The sequence below is a fragment of the Hymenobacter psychrotolerans DSM 18569 genome (assembly GCF_900142395.1).
Taxonomy (GTDB): Bacteria; Bacteroidota; Bacteroidia; order Cytophagales; family Hymenobacteraceae; genus Hymenobacter; species Hymenobacter psychrotolerans.
In genome coordinates this window covers 114,339-129,908 of the sequence record NZ_FRAS01000011.1, presented here as the reverse complement: position 1 = coordinate 129,908, position 15,570 = coordinate 114,339, and the positions used below count along the sequence as shown (strand labels likewise).

At 60.7% G+C, this 15,570-nt stretch carries 15 protein-coding genes and 1 pseudogene; 12 read left to right on the top strand and 4 right to left on the bottom strand.

Annotated elements, in window-relative coordinates:
* Window positions 1-18 precede the first annotated feature (18 nt).
* The 4 genes and pseudogenes from BUE15_RS11695 to ccsA form a co-directional block, all read left to right on the top strand.
* Window positions 19-699 (top strand): annotated as a pseudogene (locus tag BUE15_RS11695) (cytochrome c biogenesis protein); the annotation flags it as partial.
* Window positions 680-922, top strand: a complete 243-nt coding sequence (locus tag BUE15_RS11690; protein ID WP_073284952.1) for a CcmD family protein — start codon at window positions 680-682, stop codon at window positions 920-922. The pseudogene BUE15_RS11695 and the gene BUE15_RS11690, both read left to right, overlap by 20 nt.
* Before the next feature lie 123 nt (window positions 923-1,045).
* The gene (locus tag BUE15_RS11685; RefSeq protein ID WP_073284949.1) at window positions 1,046-1,474 is read left to right on the top strand and encodes a cytochrome c maturation protein CcmE domain-containing protein; all 429 of its coding nucleotides are present in this window, start codon (window positions 1,046-1,048) and stop codon (window positions 1,472-1,474) included.
* Between the two features lie 106 nt (window positions 1,475-1,580).
* The gene (gene ccsA, locus BUE15_RS11680; protein WP_073284946.1) at window positions 1,581-4,172 is read left to right on the top strand and encodes a cytochrome c biogenesis protein CcsA; all 2,592 of its coding nucleotides are present in this window, start codon (window positions 1,581-1,583) and stop codon (window positions 4,170-4,172) included.
* A gap of 328 nt (window positions 4,173-4,500) precedes the next feature.
* Here ccsA and BUE15_RS11675 read toward each other — a convergent pair whose 3' ends face one another.
* A complete protein-coding gene (locus BUE15_RS11675) occupies window positions 4,501-6,384 on the bottom strand; it encodes a T9SS type A sorting domain-containing protein (protein WP_073284944.1) in 1,884 nt (627 codons plus the stop codon).
* A 190-nt stretch (window positions 6,385-6,574) separates the two neighbouring features.
* Here BUE15_RS11675 and BUE15_RS11670 point away from each other — a divergent pair, with 190 nt between their 5' ends.
* The 8 genes from BUE15_RS11670 to BUE15_RS11635 all read left to right on the top strand — a co-directional run bounded on the left by BUE15_RS11670 (window position 6,575) and on the right by BUE15_RS11635 (window position 12,970).
* On the top strand, window positions 6,575-7,411 hold the full coding sequence (locus BUE15_RS11670) for a Rossmann-like and DUF2520 domain-containing protein (protein ID WP_073284941.1): 837 nt from the start codon (window positions 6,575-6,577) through the stop codon (window positions 7,409-7,411).
* Between the two features lie 61 nt (window positions 7,412-7,472).
* Window positions 7,473-7,805 carry a 2Fe-2S iron-sulfur cluster-binding protein gene (locus BUE15_RS11665; protein ID WP_073284938.1) on the top strand — a complete coding sequence of 111 codons (333 nt, stop codon included), beginning with the start codon at window positions 7,473-7,475 and terminating at the stop codon, window positions 7,803-7,805.
* 114 nt (window positions 7,806-7,919) lie between these two features.
* Entirely contained in the window at window positions 7,920-8,159 is a 240-nt protein-coding gene (gene iscX, locus BUE15_RS11660) for a Fe-S cluster assembly protein IscX (RefSeq protein WP_073284935.1), read from the top strand.
* Window positions 8,160-8,286: 127 nt separating this feature from the next.
* Window positions 8,287-8,790 carry a KdsC family phosphatase gene (locus BUE15_RS11655; protein ID WP_073284933.1) on the top strand — a complete coding sequence of 168 codons (504 nt, stop codon included), beginning with the start codon at window positions 8,287-8,289 and terminating at the stop codon, window positions 8,788-8,790.
* A gap of 121 nt (window positions 8,791-8,911) precedes the next feature.
* Window positions 8,912-9,106 carry a cold-shock protein gene (locus BUE15_RS11650; RefSeq protein WP_073284930.1) on the top strand — a complete coding sequence of 65 codons (195 nt, stop codon included), beginning with the start codon at window positions 8,912-8,914 and terminating at the stop codon, window positions 9,104-9,106.
* Window positions 9,107-9,261: 155 nt separating this feature from the next.
* On the top strand, window positions 9,262-10,200 hold the full coding sequence (locus BUE15_RS11645) for a geranylgeranylglycerol-phosphate geranylgeranyltransferase (protein ID WP_170865241.1): 939 nt from the start codon (window positions 9,262-9,264) through the stop codon (window positions 10,198-10,200).
* 102 nt (window positions 10,201-10,302) lie between these two features.
* Window positions 10,303-11,529 (top strand): BamA/TamA family outer membrane protein, encoded by a 1,227-nt coding sequence (locus BUE15_RS11640; protein WP_073284928.1) that lies wholly within the window; start codon window positions 10,303-10,305, stop codon window positions 11,527-11,529.
* Between the two features lie 178 nt (window positions 11,530-11,707).
* On the top strand, window positions 11,708-12,970 hold the full coding sequence (locus BUE15_RS11635) for a glycosyltransferase family 2 protein (protein ID WP_073284925.1): 1,263 nt from the start codon (window positions 11,708-11,710) through the stop codon (window positions 12,968-12,970).
* On the opposite strand, the gene BUE15_RS11630 is transcribed toward BUE15_RS11635, so the two are convergent.
* Genes BUE15_RS11630 through BUE15_RS11620 form a run of 3 tightly spaced genes read right to left on the bottom strand, consistent with a single transcriptional unit; the run spans window position 12,908 to window position 15,483 of the window.
* Complete coding sequence (locus tag BUE15_RS11630) at window positions 12,908-13,507, bottom strand: class I SAM-dependent DNA methyltransferase (RefSeq protein ID WP_073284922.1); 600 nt, start codon at window positions 13,505-13,507, stop codon at window positions 12,908-12,910. The genes BUE15_RS11635 and BUE15_RS11630 overlap by 63 nt on opposite strands.
* A gap of 43 nt (window positions 13,508-13,550) precedes the next feature.
* Complete coding sequence (locus BUE15_RS11625) at window positions 13,551-14,297, bottom strand: PIG-L deacetylase family protein (protein WP_073284919.1); 747 nt, start codon at window positions 14,295-14,297, stop codon at window positions 13,551-13,553.
* On the bottom strand, window positions 14,290-15,483 hold the full coding sequence (locus BUE15_RS11620; RefSeq protein WP_084548995.1) for an acyl-CoA dehydrogenase family protein: 1,194 nt from the start codon (window positions 15,481-15,483) through the stop codon (window positions 14,290-14,292). Before BUE15_RS11620 ends, BUE15_RS11625 begins: the two co-directional genes overlap by 8 nt.
* Window positions 15,484-15,570: the final 87 nt, after the last annotated feature.

The following is a 15,570-nucleotide window of genomic DNA, read 5'->3' as shown; positions in this document are numbered from 1 at the left end:
TGCTTAACTGCGAAAGGCAAACAGCTTATGAAAAAAAACTGGTGGAAAGCGCTAACCGTCATCCTGCTGCTGTATACAGGCGTAGCGGGCCTGCTGGTGCCGGTGCCGCGGCTGGCTATTCTCAACGAAACCATCCGCAACCTGTACTTCCACGTGCCCATGTGGTTCGGGATGACCTTCATTCTGATTGCCTCGGTGTACTACTCCATGCGCTACCTGCGCAACCCTACCCCGGAGCTGGACATCCAGTCACATGAGTCGGCCAAAATCGGGATTATGATGGGCGTGGTGGGTCTGGCCACGGGCAGTATCTGGGCCAAATACACCTGGGGCACCTGGTGGACCAACGACCCCAAGCTCAACGGTGCGGCCATTGCCATGCTGATTTACGGGGCCTACCTCGTGCTGCGCTCTTCCTTCACCGATGAGCAGCAGCGGGCCCGGGTTTCGGCCATCTACAACATCTTTGCTTTCGCCACGGCCATGCCGTTGTTCTACATCCTGCCGCGCCTCACCGATTCGCTGCATCCCGGCGCGGGCGGCAACCCTGCCTTCGCCAAATACGACCTTGATGATGCCATGCGGGCCGTGTTTTATCCGGCCGTCATCGGCTGGACGCTGCTGGCGTTCTGGCTGGCCCAGGTTGCCAGCCGCATTTCTCTGCTCAAACTCAAAGTGTATGAAAAACAGCTTGCCTAATCTTCGCCGGGCATTTCTGCTGCTGCTGGCGCTGGTAGTGCCCGTGCTGCGCGCCGCCGCTCAGGCCGCCGCCGACTCGCCCGAAATGGCGGATACCTTCCGCGCCGATGGCAAAATCTACGTGGTAGTGGCCGTCATTGCGGTGGTGCTGGTAGGCCTGCTGCTGCTGCTGATTTCGCTGGACAAGAAGGTCAGCCGCCTGGAGCGCGAGCTGAAAGACTAGTCCGCCGGCCCCGTTCGTCTGACCTGACAGAAATCATTCCGTTCTTCTCTGGTTTTGCGGATTTTTCCGCCTGTTTTCGTTGTTCTGCCTACCCCTGCCCCCAGGGCCACCTGTTGCAACCCCATGAAAAAAGCCCACATTCTCGTCATTGCCGTTATTGCCGTGGCCATCGGCATCATCATGAGTGCTGCTGGCGACGCCAGCGTCTACGTTTCCTTTAATGAGGCCAAGGAGCGCGCCGCCGATGGCAACCTGACCAAGGTGCACGTGGTAGGCCGCCTGCCCCGCGACGGCCAGGAAAACATCCTCGGCCTGGAGTACAACCCTGTGCTCGACCCCAACTACTTCGCCTTTACGCTGGTTGATACCAACCGGGTAGCGCAGCGGGTTATCTACTTCAACCCCAAGCCCCAGGACTTCGACAAATCGGAGCAGGTGGTGATTACGGGCGCCATGCGCAAAGACATTTTCGTGGCCGACAAAATCCTGCTGAAATGCCCCTCCAAGTACGTGGAGAAAGACATCAAAGGCGCTACGGCTTCAGTTAATTAGGAGTCAGGCGTGAGGGCGGATAAATGGATTGCTGCGCCTGATTCAGGTGTGTCAAGTCCAGAAATCAGTCCTGCTGTCCTGATTTTTAATTGTTAACCCCAAAGAAATGCTCAATACTTTCATCGGCGATGCCGGGCACCTTAGCGTAATTGTAGCGTTTGTGGCGGCTACAGTGGCGGCCTACTCGTATTTTATGGCTGCCCGCAACCAGCCTCTGGGCCAAGCCGATCCGGCGTGGCTGCGGCTGGGGCGCGGCGCGTTTCTGCTGCACGGCGTGGCTGTGTTGAGTGTTATTGTCTGTCTGTTCGGCATCATTCACGGGCACCGCTACGAGTACTACTACGCCTGGAGCCACTCCAGCAACCACCTGCCGGTGTACTACATGATTTCCTGTTTCTGGGAAGGGCAGGAGGGCAGCTTTTTGCTCTGGATTTTCTGGCACGTTGTGCTGGGCCTGGCCATCATGCGCTGGAATAAGCTCTGGGAAGCTCCCGTAATGGCCATTTTCGCCGGCGTGCAGCTCTTCCTGACCTCCATGATTCTGGGCGTCGTGTTCGGCGGCGCCAAAATCGGTTCGTCGCCGTTTATCCTGCTGCGCGACTTCCTCGTGGATCTGCCGGTGTTCAAGATGAACCCTGATTTTGTGCCTACGGACGGTACCGGCCTGAACGCGCTGCTGCAGAACTACTGGATGGTAATTCACCCGCCTACGCTGTTTCTGGGCTTTGCGCTCACGCTGGTGCCCTTCGCGTTTGCTATTGCCGGCCTCTGGAAGGGTGAGTACAGCAAATGGGTGAAGCCCGCGCTCCGCTGGAGCCTGTGGGGCGGTTTGGTGCTGGGTGTCGGCATTATGATGGGCGCCTACTGGGCCTACGAGACGCTGAACTTCGGGGGGTACTGGAACTGGGACCCGGTGGAAAATGCCGTGTACATTCCGTGGCTGGTGCTGGTAGCCGGCATTCATGCGCTGGTGCTGTGGCAGCAGCGCCGCACGGCGCTGCGCACCGGCTTCGTGCTGGTAATCACCACCTTCCTGCTGATTCTGTACGCCACCTTCCTGACCCGCTCGGGCGTGCTCGGCAACGCTTCCGTGCACTCCTTCACCGACCTGGGCCTGTCCGGCCAGCTCATGATTTACCTGGGTGCCTTCGTGGTACTGGCTATTGCGCTGCTCATCTACCGTTGGAAATCCATTCCGATATCGGAGAAGGAGCTGACGACTTACAACCCCGAGCTGTGGGTGTTTGTGGGGGCTACGGTGCTGTGCCTGGGCGCTTTTCAGGTGTTTGTCACGACCAGCATTCCGGTATACAATGCCTTCCTGGGCTTCATTGGCATCAAATCCAACCTGGCCCTGCCCGCCGACCAGATTGCGCACTACACTAAAATTCAGCTCTGGATGGGTGTGGGCATTGCGCTGCTCTCGGGCCTGGCGCAGCTGATGTGGTGGCAGCGCAACGACAAGTCGACGGTCAGCAATGCACTGGGCACGCCGACGGTCCTCACGCTGCTGGGCTCGGCGCTGGTGATTCTGCTGCTTCGCTACAACGGCCTCGAAATCGAGCCTACCTATATCGTGCTGCTCACTGCGGCTTTGTTTGGGGTGCTGGCCAACATTAGCATCATCTCGCAGCTGATTCTGCGCCGCGTGCAGCTGTCGGGCGGGGCAGTGGCCCACTTGGGCATTGCGCTCATGCTGCTTGGCGTGTTGGGCTCGGCCGGCTACTCCAACATTATTTCCAAGAACGTATCGGGACTGGTGTACTCCAAGGAGTTTCCGGAAGACCTGAACCGCGACAACGTGCTGCTGTGGCGCAACGATGCCACGCCCATGGGCGAGTACGACGTGAGCTACACCGGCCAGTATCTGGATGTGCCCGGCGTGCCCGGCTACGTCAACAAGGACCTGCTGTTCCGCACTGCTGATGAGTACAAAGCCCTGGCCCGTGCTGAAATCAAGCGCGCCGACAAAGTGTACTACAAGGCTGGCGACACGGTGGAAATCCTGCCCGAAAACACGTATTACCGCGTCGAGTACAAAAAGCGCGAAACCGGTGAGTCGTTCACGCTCTACCCCCGTGCGCAGGTGAACGAGGAAATGGGTGGCCTGCTGGCCTCGCCCGATATAAAGAAATTCCTCGACCACGACATCTACTCACACATCAGCTCTGTGCCCGACCCCAGCAAGGAAAAGGACTGGAGCGAGGTGAAGGAAAGCCAGCTGGCCCTCGGCGACACGATTTTCCTGAACGACTACTTCGCCGTGTTCCGCGGCGTGGAGCCCGCCAAGCAAACCACCGGCCTCGGCCTGGCGAAAGGCGACCTGGCTATTCAGGCCGATATGCTGGTGTTCGGCGAGAAAAAGCAATACCACGTGCACCCCGTGTTTGTGGTGCGCAACAAGATGATTGGCCGCGTCCCCGACGAAATCGAAGACCTGGGCCTGCGCATCTCGCTCAATTCCGTAGACCCCACGGCCGGTAAGTTCACCTTCGGGGTGAGCACCACACAGAAGGACTATATCATCCTGAAAGCAGTAGAAAAGCCCTTTATTAATCTGCTCTGGAGCGGCACTCTGCTGATGAGCCTGGGCTTCGTTATGGCACTGCGCCAGCGCCGCCGCCCGGACAAGCCTGCCCCCGTAGTTGTGCCCCAGCTTAGCCGCGCCGCCAAAGCGCAGCCCGAGCCGGTAGCGTAGCACGCAAACCCGCTGAAACAGTAAAAGCCTCCTTCTGCTTGCAGAAGGAGGCTTTTTTGTGTCCGTACTAGGGCTGCCTTTGGGACTGATAATGTGAGAACTCCACGCTCATATGGTAGCGCCTTGGCGTATGCTATATACCCTTATAATCCGCTTGATCTGACCGGTCGTCCGTGCCGCCGGACCGGAGGCTCGGTGCGCTGCCCGTTCATTTAGGGCAGCGCCCAGGATTGTTCAGGGCAATAGGGTGGGACTTGACCCTACTACAGCAGGCGCAAAAAAAGGGCAGCCAATGCGGCTGCCCTTTCTTGTAGCGAAGTAAGAAACCTTACTTGGCGATGGTGAGCTGACGGGTCGTGAAGTCCGAGCCGGTCTGCACCTTCAGCAGGTACACGCCGTTGGCCAGGCCCGAGAGGTTGAGCTGGTTCTCGAAGTTATCCTTGAGCGAGGCCGTGTGTACGGTCTGGCCCAACATGTTCATCACACTTACCTGCAGGTTGTTTTTGGCATTGGCGCCACGCACGTCCAGTGTTACCACACCCGTAGAAGGGTTCGGGAACATCGATACAGCTTTGCTCAGTGCTGCAGAAGTTCCCAGCGGTGTGCCAAGTGTCGCCTCAATGCGGAAACGGTCATCATAGTTAACTGAGTTGTCAATGCCACCGCTTACTCCACCTACTACTGGGAAGGCAAAGAATGCCGTATCAGGACGGGTAGGGCGCTCTTGCTGAGCTTCGAGAGGATAATAGGCAGGTGCGCCGGTCGGTACTACAAGGCCAATACCAATGAAGAATTTTCCTGCTGGAATGGTGGGCGGGGTAGTAATTGGGAAAGTTACTTGCGTGCCATTGTCGGCAGCAGTCAGCACTCGGTCAGCAGAACGGCCAATAATGTTGCCCTGAGCATCCAATACTACGCCATACACCGAGCGACCCGTATTGCGGGTTGGGTCGTTGGTGATGTTCACCTTCACATTCGTTACAGTGCGGGACTGAGCCAAAGAATGGCGGTTTGCCAGAATTGAAGCTACTGTACCACCATAGATGAAGTTAGAGGGGCTGGTTTCAGCATCTACATACGTGATGGCATCAGCAGTAGTCAACTGCGTTACAGTCTTCGCATTGTTCACAGTATTATTGTCGGTGCCTACTGCAACCCGTACTGTGTTGGTGCCTACTGTGGTAGGAGTATAGGCATTGAATGTTACGAAGGTAGAGTCACCTACTCCCAGCGTAGCAACGATTTTGCCGTCGCTGAACGTGGTGCTGCCAGATACATTGAGCGTAACAGCAATGTTAGTCATGTTCGTGCTACCTACGTTACGGACCAGTGCCCGTACGGTGTGTGCTCCATTAAAGGGTACCGGCAGCTTGCCCAACGTATAGATCGTAGATACTGCAGCATCGTTGGCCTGCTGAGGCGTGAAGCTGTACGTACGGCCAGCATCTGGAAGTGCAGAGCTACGTACGTTGTGAGCATTGCCGGTGTAGTTGCCAGCAACGAAAGAGGCCAAGTTCCAGGTCTGTACTGAGCCCTTGGTAACCAGTAAAGACGAAGAGGCCGTGTTGCCAGAGCCTTTCAGACCTATTGCTGCCGATTTAAATGCATCCGGGCCCGGTCCGGCAGTAGCTGTGCCGTATACAAACTCGACGCGGTTAGACGTCTCGTAAAGCTTTACTTGGAAAGAAATAGAGGCAAACTGCTTACCGGTAGCTGCCGATACGAGCTTATCGCTAACATTTTTCCACTGGATAGTAGTCACCCGCTCGCCAGTAGCACCAGTGGTGAGTACTCGGTACTCCGTAGTAGTGGTGCCTTCCAGGTCAAGGTTGAAGGGCAGAATCAGGTTAGTTTCGGCCGCAGTGTTAAGCGGGCCGCCGGTAACTGCCTGTGGGCCAGAGTAAAAATAAGGAGCTCCTGGGGCTGTAGTTCCTAGTTTCAGATAGCCGTTCGTATTAAGAACGAAATCAGTAAAAGAAGCACCATTAAACGAAAATGTGAAACCGATTGGCGTCACGGCCGAGTTGGCGTCATCGTTGTTAGGAGTAGTAATAACCGTGCCTGTTGTGCCTAGGTCGGTATACGTACCTGCGGTATTTGCAGCATTGCCCAAGGGGAAGTTTAACTGAGCTTGTGCTGCGGCAGCGCCGCCCAGGCCCAGCAGCGCCGTCAGCGCCAGCTTGCGCCAGGGAGCAGTGTAAGAGTTTTTCATGAAAAAGGTAAAAGTGTTGAAAATGAAAGGACTTTATGGGTGAAAAACGGCAAATATTCGGCCCCAGCAATGTTTTGTGAGGGTTTTACCGGTCCCAAGTTGTTGAATTTCTCTGAGAACTTCCCGCATCAGGGCGGCAAAACTGCTTGTGTCCGGTTACTTTGTTGTTTCTGTTTTCTGAGTTCTGCCAATGACACTGCCTGTTCTTTCTTCGTTGCGCGTGGCCTTGTTGGGGGCCGGGCGGGTTGCCGGTCAGCTTGGTCCGGCCCTGTTGCAGGCTGGGCATCAGGTAGCTTACGTCTGGAGCCGCACGGCTGCGTCGGCTGAAGCACTGGCTGCCCGATTGCCCGGGTCCCGCGTAGTGTCTTCCCTCGACATGACCGGCCTGCCCGCCGCCGATGTATACCTGCTGGCCGTGCCCGATGCGGCTATTCCTACGCTGCTGGCAGAGGCCAGATTTCCGGCGGGCGCCCTGGTGGCCCATACGTCGGGCACGGTGCCACTCAGTGCCTTTGCAAATAGCCCGCAGGTGCGCGGCGGCGTTTTCTACCCGCTCCAGACATTCAGTGCCGGCCGCCACGTAGACTGGCTCACTGTGCCGCTATGCATAGAAGCCGCCGAGCCGGCTGCGGAAGCCACACTGCTGGCGCTGGGGCATACGCTGAGCGGCACCGTGCAGCGCGTAGGCACGCCCCAGCGGCAAGCCATGCATGTAGCTGCCGTGTTTGCCTGCAACTTCACCAATCACCTGCTGGGTATCAGCCATGCGCTGCTACAGCAGCAGGAACTGCCGCTGACGCTGCTGGCGCCGCTGCTCCACGAAACGGTGGAAAAAGCGCTGGCCCACCCGCCTTTCACGGTGCAAACCGGCCCCGCCGCCCGCCACGATACGCCCACCCTCGAGCGGCACCGAGCGGCCCTGGCAGCGCACCCGCAGTGGCTGCAGATATATAACACCCTGACAGAAAGCATCCAGAAGCAGTATTTGCCGGCCCCGGAAAACAACCTGCCCACTACCGAGCTTTGAATCGGCGGCGGGGGTGCGTACCTTCGTGGCTTCATTTTTACCTCGTTTGAGGAATTCTTGCGTGAAAGCTGTCAACATTACTTTCCAGTTTCAGGACGGCCAGACCGCCCAGACGCACGTAGCCGCCGAAGGCGAGTCGGTGCTGGACGTGGCCCTCAACAACGGTATCCAGCTCCAGCATAACTGCGGGGGCGTGTGTGGCTGCAGCACCTGCCACGTGTATGTGGTGCGTGGCGAAAACGACCTGCCCGAAATCAGCGACAAAGAAGAGGACTTTATTGACCGGGCTATAAATCCGCGGATCAACTCGCGCCTGGCCTGCCAGTGCGTGGTGCAGAGCACCAGCAACGACCTGGTTATTCTGGTTCCGCCTCAGAATTTCCTCGGGCACTAATTCGATTGGCCGCAGGAGCGGGACCGGCTGGCTATTTTGCCGCGGCGCGTTTCCCTCAAGCCAGTGTGGCCCGCTGTAGCTAAGCCGCACCTCACCCCAACAATACTGCAACACATGGCCCACTTCGAGCCCCCAATTCACTGGAACGACCACGAGGACATTGCCATGGCCCTCTACGAGAAGTTTGGTGACGACTTCACGGAAGCCAAAATCTACCGTATCCGTTTCACCGAGCTGCTGGACTGGGTGCTGAGCCTGCCCAACTTTTCCGGCACCCGCGAGCAGGCCAACGAAGGCCACCTGGAGCAGATCCAGGCCAAGTGGGTGTACGAATGGCGCGACAACCAGAAATAAGCGCCTAACTGCCAACTGGCCGCTTGCCGGAACTGCCTGGCGCCCGTGCTCCGGAAACCGTTTTCCGGCCGCACTGGCCCCGGCGCTTCAGTGGTAACCCGCGCCGGCCTATTTATCACTCCGCCCAATGGACCACTCTTCTACTACTCCCGATTTATCGGTTATCAAGGCTTTTGTACTAGACGTAGACGGCGTACTAACCGATGGCACGCTGCTGGCCTTCAACTCCGGTGAGCAGGCCCGGGCCTTCCACATCCGCGACGGCTACGCTATCCGGCATGCGCTGCGGCAGGGCTACCGGGTGGCCGTTATTTCGGGCCGCGAGGAAGAAGGCGTGCGCAAGCGGCTGGAGTCTCTGGATGTGCGCGACATGTTCCTGGGCGTGGATGACAAGATGAAAATCTTCAACAACTACGTGAACACCTACCGCCTCGACCCGGTGCATATTGCTTATATGGGCGACGACATGCCCGATCTGGAGGTGATGCGCCGCTGTGCCGTGGCCGCCTGCCCCGCCGATGCCGCCGATGATGTGCGGGCCGTCAGCACCTACGTGTCGTCGCTGCCCGGCGGGCACGGTGCCGTGCGCGAGCTGATCGAGGCCGTCATGAAGGCCCAGAAAACCTGGTAGACTGCAGATTTTCAGTTGATCAGGCTGCCGGCCCGGCGCCTGCGGGCTGGTTTGGCCGGGGTTGCGCTTTTCCGAATAACCTCTATATTTACCCCTCATCCATTCATCATTTTCTTTTTTCATGAAAACAGGAACCGTAAAATTCTTTAATGAGGCGAAGGGCTACGGCTTCATTACAGATGATGTGACGAAGGAAGACTTCTTCGTTCACATTACCGGTCTTAACGGAGGGCAGGTCCAACAGAATGACCGTGTGGAATTTGAGACGCAGGAAGGCCGTAAGGGCGTGAATGCAGTGAACGTAAAAAAAGTATAGTCTTCGGCTGAAAAAGATTGATGACAACGGAAAGCTCCTCCCCTGTGGGAGGAGCTTTCTTTTTTGGCACCTTTGCAGGGAGGCACAGGCAGCGCCCGCCCTTGGGACGCTGTGGTGTTATTGTTTTGTTATTTCCACACTGTCGCGCCCGCCGTATGTCGCCATCTGCCTCTTCCTCGCTGCCGGGTGCTCTGCCGCCCTCGGAGCCGACCGGCCCGGCAGAAGGAATTCCGCTGCTGCCGATTGCCCGGCTGGTGCGCCTGCCCAACCTGCTCATCATGTTGCTGTGCCTGGTGCTGGTGCGGGCCGGGCTGCTGCTGCCCGGGCAGCCGGCCGCCGCGCTGCTGAGCGGGCCGTTTGTGGTGCTGGCGCTGGCCGCGCTGTGCGTAGCGGCGGCGGGCTACATCATCAACGACTACTACGATATAAAGATTGATGCCATCAACCGGCCGGGGCGGCTGGTGGTGGGCCGCGTCGTGAACCGCCGGCGGGCCATGCTGGCGCATGTGCTGTTGTCGGGGGTGGGAGTGGGGCTGAGTGGGCTGCTCTCGCCGTTGCTGGGCCTCGTGAATCTGGGGTCGGCGCTGCTGCTGTGGGGCTATTCGGTTCGGTTCAAGCGGGTGGCGCTGGTCGGCAATGTCAGTATTGCTACCCTGACGGCGGCGCTGGTGCTGCTGCCGGAGCTGCAGCTGCGCACCGGCACGAGCAGCGTGTGGGTGTATGCGCTGGCGGCCTTTCTGCTGACGGTGGTGCGCGAGATAGTGAAGGATGTGGAAGACATGCGCGGCGACGCCCAGCACGACTGCCGCACGCTGCCTATTGTGTGGGGCGTAGCGCGCACAAAGTGGGTGGCGGCGGTTTTCCTGGCCTGCCTGCTGGCCCTGGTGGCCGGCGCCATCTGGCACGCCGGCACCCACCACATGCTGGCCTTGGCGGCGTGGCTGCTGGCCCTGGTGCTGATGCCGCTGCTGTGGCTGGCGCGCCTGCTGCTGCGTGCCGACCGGCGCCGGCATTTTGTGGAGCTGAGCCGCTGGTGCAAAGGCATTATGCTGGCCGGGGTGCTGTCGATGCTGCTGGCGGCCGGGGCAATATAAAACCGTAGGCTGCTCTGCTTCGTTAGGGGTGTCATAGGGCTGCAAGCCGACTATTATCTGCCGGCCAAGCCTCTTCACCCCTTCTTTTTATCGAAGCCCTTTATGCGCTTTCTCTACATGCCGCTGGCGCTGTGTATGCTGGCCCGGCCTGGTTCGGCCCAGGTTACAACCCCGGCCGATACCACCACTGTAACTCCGGTGGCAGCCCCGGCTCCCGGCCTCACCACCGCCCCCGCCCCTTCGTATGCCAGCCCGCCCAAAAAGTCGCGGTTTGCGCCCAGCGACAAGCCCAGCTTCATTCCGGTGCCCATTGCGTTTTACCAGCAGGAAACGGGCTTCGCGGTAGGCGCCGCCATTCTGCCGGTGTGGCGCTTCGGCACCGATACCACCGTGCGCAAGTCCAACGCCCGCCTGATTGCCTGGTTTTCGCAGGAAAAGCAAACCACCATTCAGCTCACGCACAACATCTTCACGCCGGGTGAGAAGCTGTATTTTTCCGGGGAGCTGAGCTATTACGACCTTGCCTTCAACTACTACGGCATCGGCAACAACACCAGCAAGGATATCGAGTCGCACATCCAGTATCCGCTGTGGGTGTTCGATGAGAAGGCGCTGGTGCGCGTGGTGCCCAATCTGTTTGCGGGCGTGCGGTACCGCTTCACCAAGCTCGGCGACGTGGAGCTCAAAGACATGGACGGCAATACGGCCCCGTACTACGCCATTCCCGAAGCACAGCGGGCCGGTGGCGTTAGCTCGGGCGTGGGCCCGGCCCTGCTCTACGACGGCCGCGACAATGTGCTGGCTACTTACCGCGGCAACTTCGTGGATGCGCACATGCTCTTCAACGGCTCCGGCCTGGGCAGCGACTACAAGTTCACGCGCTACCAGGTTGATGCCCGCCACTTCAACCCGCTGTTCGGCTCCAACAACACCATTCTGGCCATGCAGTTTCTGGGCCAGTACCACTCCGGCGACGTACCGTTCCGGGAACTGGGCGGCATGGGCGCCACGCTCGGCGGCTCGCTCTACAACAACTCCTACCTGATGCGCGGCATCTACGAAGCCCGCTACCGCGACCGGCAGTTCAGCACTTTCCAGGCTGAAATCCGGCAGAAACTCATCTGGCGCTTCGATGTCGCGGCCTTTATGGGTGTGGGCCAGGTGGGCTATAATCTCTCCGACTATTCCTTCGACGGTACCAAGTTTGCCGGTGGCCTGGGCGCCCGTTTCCGCTTCAACCGCCGCGACCGGCTCAACATCCGCCTCGACTATGGGGTAGGTTCCGGCGGCAACTCCGGTATCATCTTCGCCGTGGGCGAGGCGTTTTAGCCGCGTATCGGTTCCGCCGCAACGCAACGTGCCGCCCGAAGCCCGGGCGGCACGTTGCGTTGTAGTACTACAGTCGGGCTTGCCGCAGCCAAGTAAAAAGGTGCTTCTGAGCCTGCCGGGGCTTATCTTCTCCTGAGTTGTTCGCGTAGAAGCAAAATCCCTAACTCATCCTGTTTCGATGTGCTTGTTTACCAGCCAGACAACCGCCGGCCCGGCCGCAACGGCCCCGGCCGGGTTGTGGCAGCACTTGCCGCCGCCTGCTGCCGGCCTGAAAATCAGTGTTATCATTCCGGCGAAAGACGAGGCGGCCAACCTGCCCGCCACGCTGGCCGCTCTGGCTACGCAGCTTGATCTGCAGGGGGAGCCACTGCCTTTCAGCTGCTACGAAATTCTGGTGCTGGCCAATAACTGCCGCGACCAGACGGCTGCTGTCGTTCGGGCATTCGGTCGTCAGTATCCGGCGCTGGCCCTCTACGTGGCAGAAACCACACTTCTTGCTGCCGAGGCACACGTGGGCCGGGCCCGGTGCCTGCTGATGGATGAGGCCTGCCGCCGCCTGGAGCTCACGGCTGGCCCCGCAGGCATCATTGCCAGCACCGATGCCGACACGCGCGTGGCGCCTACGTGGCTGGCGGCTATGCAACACGAGTTTGCGGCTGGTGCCGATGCCGTGGGCGGCCGGATATTGCCGGAGGCGGCCGCCCCGCACGGAGGCACGGTGCGGCGCACGCACCTGCGCGACGCGCACTACCGCCTGCTCCGGGCGCGGCTGGAGGCGCTCCTCGACCCTGACCCCGCTGACCCCTGGCCTCGCCATCATCAGCATTTTGGGGCCAGTCTGGGCATTACGGCGGCGGCGTACCGGCGGGTGGGCGGCTTGCCGGTAGTGCCTTTTCTGGAAGATGAAGCCCTGTGCCAGGCCCTGCGCCGCCACGACCTGCAGGTGCGCCACAGCCCCAAAGTCCGGGTCGTGACGTCGGCGCGGCGCGAGGGGCGGGTGGAAGTGGGGCTATCGTGGCAGCTGCGAGAATGGGACAAGCTGGCCCGGCAGCACCGCGACCCGGTAGTGGAAAACGGGCTGAGCCTGGTGGCCGAATGGCAGGGGCGGCAGCAGCTTCGGCAGCTCTGGAACCAGGCACAGCAGCGCGCCGGGCGCCCTCCGCTATGCGTGCAGCTGGCCGCTACGCTGAGCGTGCCCGCTGGCGCTCTGGCGCAGCAACTATTGGCTTCGGCTTCGTTTGGAGTGCTGTGGGAGTGGGTGCAGCAACACCGGGCCCGATGGCGCCGGCACCGCTTAGTGCCCTTGCCCCAGGCTATTCTGGAGCTTCGGCAGCTGGTGGCGCGCTACGAGAAGGATGCTGCAGTTTCTGGAGTTGCCTTAGCGGCGGGCCAGCAGATCGAGCCGGTACTGCGGCGCCCGGTGGCCATGCACGTGCCGTAAAGGACCAGCCTCCGCAGTATGGCTCAGGAAAAAGTCGTGCACTTCGTCGCCGGTCAGCGGATAGTCGTGTACGGCCGGGGTCCAGTGTACCAGCAGCAGATGCCCGCCCGGAAGCAGGGCCTCCAGCAGCTTGGCCGAGGTTTGCTGCAAATCAGGCATGGCCCAGTAGTACCCGACTTCCGACAGCACCACCAGGTCGAAGCAACGGTCTGTGGGAAACTCTTCGGGCAGCGTCATCCGCTGAAACTCTACCTGAGGAAGATGCGCGCAGCGCTGCCGGGCCCGTACCAAAGGTGCTTCGGCCACATCTATAGCCAGCAGCTGCCGGCATTTGGGGGCCAGCAGTTGCGTGAGCACACCCAGCGAGCAACCAACTTCAAACCCGCTGGCATATGGCTCCGTCCGCAGGGCCGAAACGGTATCGGCGTACTTGGTCTGCTCGTAGGGGCTGGTTTCGAAGTTCCAGGGGTCGGTATTGGCGCGGTACACCTCATCGAAGTAGGTAGGTGGCAGCGTATGCGGTTGGTTGGGGTTCATCAGAATAAGCAGCTAAAGCAGATAACGAAGAAAAGAACCAGGCTCAGCGAGCCTCCAGATAGACTTCAAACGGCTGCTCGAAGTGTGCCAGCATTTCCGCCGAAAGCGTGAACCCAGCCGGATCATCATCAATGATGCTGGGCGCCAACTGCGAGCGGTGCGCCGCAATAGCCCGCTGTTTCCGGGCAAGCACCGGCTGCACTTCAAGGCGCCAGCCAATGGCCTCATCAGGCTGCGGCAAATCGGAGGGTGCGGCGCGCTGCCAGGCCCATACCACGTACTCCAATAGGCGAGGCGGAGTGGACAGCTGAGCCAGAGCAGCCTGCACGAGCAGGCTGGTGGCGCGGTGGTCGGGGTGCGGGTCGCGGCGCCAGGGGCACAGCACCGTGTGGGGCTGCGTCTGCCGCAGGAAAGCCACCAGCCGCGCCACGGCTTCGGCCCCAGCCTCGGTATCGGGGGAGGGCACCGAGCCATCCGGCAAATTCAGGGGCAGCAGCGCATCAGAAGAGCAGCCCAGCTCCTGCAGGGCCGTCCGCAACTCTTGCTCTCGCAGCGCCCGCCGGGCCGGAGCCGCGAATTTCACCGAGTTCGGGTGCGACATGGTTCCGTCGCTGACCAGGACGCACCACACTGGCTGCCCGGCCTGCGCCAAAAGTGCCAGCAAGCCCCCGCAGCCCAGGCTTTCGTCGTCGGGATGCGGCGCAATTACAACCGTAGGGCCCAGCGTGGCGGCATACTCCGGCGGGCGCAGAGGCAGCGAGTTAAACTCGAAGAAGGGAAGCTCAGACATGCCAGAGGCGGTAGGCGGGGATGGAGTGAGCCAGCGCAAACCGGCCGGCATCGGCTTGGGCGGCATCGGGGGCGGGCTGGCGGAGATAGTGCGTCAGGTCGCGGTGCAGCCGCTCAAACGGCTCGGGCCGAAGCAGCCCGCGCGCGCCTACGCACCGTTCGGCCAGCTGCAGCACCCGCAGGCAGATATCCTCCACGGCCGTCCGGACCATGTTGGCGTAGGCTACGGTGGCTTCCGGCTGGGTTTCGGCGGTGGGGCGTACGGCATGGTCGGCGGCCCCGCGCAACCAGAGGTTGCCGTTTTCAATCAGGAGGGCCATTTCGCCGAGACGCTGGCGCTGGTAGGGGTCGTCGGTGCGGCCGATTCGCTGCAGAAAGTACCGGGTTTCGTCGAAAACGGCCTCCGCGCCGCCCAGCTGCACGGCCGCAAACCGGATAGCGCCACCGCTAAACCACGGCTGCCGGTAATAGTCGCCGGGCTGGCCCAGCAAGTCTTCGGACCCGATTTCCAGGCCCGAAAAGTCGGCCCGGAAGCTGGCTGAAGCCCGCATGCCCAGTGGCCGCCAAAAGCTGGTATCCAGTACGGGCTGCTGCACATCGGCGGGCAGAATCAGCATTTGCCAGCCGCCATCGGGCAGGGCCGCCGTCAGCAGAGGCCGCGTGACATGGCCCGCGCCCGAGGCGAAAGTTTTGCTGCCCTGCAGGCGGTAGCGCCCATCCGGCAGCGGCTCCAACTTCACGCCATCCTGCGCCTCGGTGTTCCAGACCCCAAACAGGTGCCCGGCCTGCGCATCGGCGGCCCAGCGGCGCACCTGCGCGGGCTTCCCGAAACGCTGCATCAGCTGCAGCGCATTGGCGTGCCCTTCGAACACGCGCCCCACGGCCAGATTGCCGCGCCCGATATGCTTGAGCGTATGCAGCAGCGCAAAAGTGTGCGGTGAGTCGGCCAGGCCGGCGCCGCCGCTGGCTGCGGGCAGGGGTGCTTTCAGTAGGCCCGCTTCCCGCAGCCAGTTGAACTCCTGCACCGGAAAGCCGCCTTCGTGGTCGGAGTGCGGCGCCTGCGCCAGCAGGCGCGGGGCCAGGGCGGCGGCAGCTTCAGGCACCGAAGGGCGAATAGTGGAGGAAACAGGGTCTGGTATGGCCGAAACAGGGGCAATAGCAGGATCGGAGGAAAAGGCGGCGGACATAGATAGGGCACGTGAGCTACTATAGAACTGTATTTGCGGGCCGGGGGTTGTGCCGCCTATTTTTTGCGGCCGGGGCCCGCCGGTACT

Excerpts from the sequence above, each read along its gene's own strand:
- BUE15_RS11630 (WP_073284922.1), bottom strand. The coding sequence starts at position 13,507 with ATGAACCCCAACCAACCGCATACGCTGCCACCTACCTACTTCGATGAG.
- BUE15_RS11640 (WP_073284928.1), top strand. The coding sequence starts at position 10,303 with ATGCGCTTTCTCTACATGCCGCTGGCGCTGTGTATGCTGGCCCGGCCT.
- BUE15_RS11655 (WP_073284933.1), top strand. The coding sequence starts at position 8,287 with ATGGACCACTCTTCTACTACTCCCGATTTATCGGTTATCAAGGCTTTT.
- BUE15_RS11690 (WP_073284952.1), top strand. The coding sequence starts at position 680 with ATGAAAAACAGCTTGCCTAATCTTCGCCGGGCATTTCTGCTGCTGCTG.
- iscX (WP_073284935.1), top strand. The coding sequence starts at position 7,920 with ATGGCCCACTTCGAGCCCCCAATTCACTGGAACGACCACGAGGACATT.
- BUE15_RS11670 (WP_073284941.1), top strand. The coding sequence starts at position 6,575 with ATGACACTGCCTGTTCTTTCTTCGTTGCGCGTGGCCTTGTTGGGGGCC.
- BUE15_RS11685 (WP_073284949.1), top strand. The coding sequence starts at position 1,046 with ATGAAAAAAGCCCACATTCTCGTCATTGCCGTTATTGCCGTGGCCATC.
- BUE15_RS11650 (WP_073284930.1), top strand. The coding sequence starts at position 8,912 with ATGAAAACAGGAACCGTAAAATTCTTTAATGAGGCGAAGGGCTACGGC.
- BUE15_RS11645 (WP_170865241.1), top strand. The coding sequence starts at position 9,262 with ATGTCGCCATCTGCCTCTTCCTCGCTGCCGGGTGCTCTGCCGCCCTCG.
- BUE15_RS11675 (WP_073284944.1), bottom strand. The coding sequence starts at position 6,384 with ATGAAAAACTCTTACACTGCTCCCTGGCGCAAGCTGGCGCTGACGGCG.
- BUE15_RS11625 (WP_073284919.1), bottom strand. The coding sequence starts at position 14,297 with ATGTCTGAGCTTCCCTTCTTCGAGTTTAACTCGCTGCCTCTGCGCCCG.
- ccsA (WP_073284946.1), top strand. The coding sequence starts at position 1,581 with ATGCTCAATACTTTCATCGGCGATGCCGGGCACCTTAGCGTAATTGTA.
- BUE15_RS11635 (WP_073284925.1), top strand. The coding sequence starts at position 11,708 with ATGTGCTTGTTTACCAGCCAGACAACCGCCGGCCCGGCCGCAACGGCC.
- BUE15_RS11620 (WP_084548995.1), bottom strand. The coding sequence starts at position 15,483 with ATGTCCGCCGCCTTTTCCTCCGATCCTGCTATTGCCCCTGTTTCGGCC.